This is a genomic window from Nodosilinea sp. LEGE 07298 (assembly GCF_015207265.1).
GTDB lineage: Bacteria > Cyanobacteriota > Cyanobacteriia > Phormidesmidales > Phormidesmidaceae > Nodosilinea.
Genome location: NZ_JADEXE010000607.1, coordinates 1 through 1,063, shown reverse-complemented (window position 1 = coordinate 1,063; position 1,063 = coordinate 1). Strand labels below are relative to the sequence as shown.

General features: G+C 60.4%; 1 protein-coding gene. It reads left to right on the top strand.

Features of this window, described 5'->3' with window-relative positions:
• Positions 1–173: 173 nt before the first annotated feature.
• A partial coding sequence (locus tag IQ273_RS33385; protein WP_228054386.1) for a hypothetical protein occupies positions 174–1,063 on the top strand: 890 nt, incomplete at its 3' end.

The window sequence follows — 1,063 nt, the reverse complement described above, 5'->3', positions numbered from 1 at the left end:
GTGGATGGGTGGATGGGTTGTAGCCGCCAAAGCTTAGTGGAGAACTTGTCGATGGCTCAAGCGTTTTGTTGTCCACAGTTCTATGCCAAAGTTTTCCTGTAAAAAGGGGCCTAAGATAGGGGGGCAGGCTATGCTAAGCCTTGGTTCACGCTGCTCATTTGTAACAAGTTCCTGTGGTTTCCCCTGTCATCTCTCGTCCCGCTCTAGATGTTTCGCCACCGCCGCCGTCGCGCTCTACAGCGGCGCTCCTGCAACCAGGATGGCGGCGATCGCTGCCGCGTCTCAAGCATCCGCAGATGTGGGGTCTGGGCGTAGGTAGCTTGGCTCTGGGTTTGGTCAATGGAGCCTTGGTAATCTCGGCTGGAATCGGTTTGGTAGCCTATCAGCAGATTTTGCAGCTCTCGCCGCGCCAGCGCAAAGGGCTAATGCAGCGGCTTCAGCAAGGGTTGCCGCTGCCCACTTCGCCCCAGCACCAGGCGCTGATTTTGGCCGGGGTGGCGGGGGCGAGCACCTACACGTTTACGGCCCTGTGGCACAGCACTCACTCACTGCTGATGGCGCTGCTGCTGACCGGGCAGGGGGCGCTGGCGCTGTTTGCGGTAGGGGCGCTGCTGCGATCGTCCCGCTCGGCAGAGCGCAGTGACGACCTGTGGAATGCCGACCCCATCGCCCAGGTGGAGCACAATCTGGGCTTGCTCAGCCATCCCGACCCGCTGAAACGACTGGTAGCAGTGCGGCGGCTAGTGCGACTGACCGAGCAGGGCGCGGTAGATGGCAGCTATTTGGCGGGGATGTCGGTGCGATCGCATCTGATCGACTGCTTTCAGCTGCGGCTAAACCAGGAAAGCGATGCGATCGTGCGATCGGCCCTCGAAGACGGGCAAACGCTGCTGCGCCAGGCCAAATCGCTGTCGCCCAGCACCGCCACGCCATTCTCAGCCGCATTCACCACAGACTCAGCTCTCGATCTCGCCGAGTTGACCCATCCATTAGAGGCTCAGCCTGTAGCTGAATCAAGTCCTTCAGGCCCTCTAAACTCCTTCAGGCTAGAGGACTCTGAACC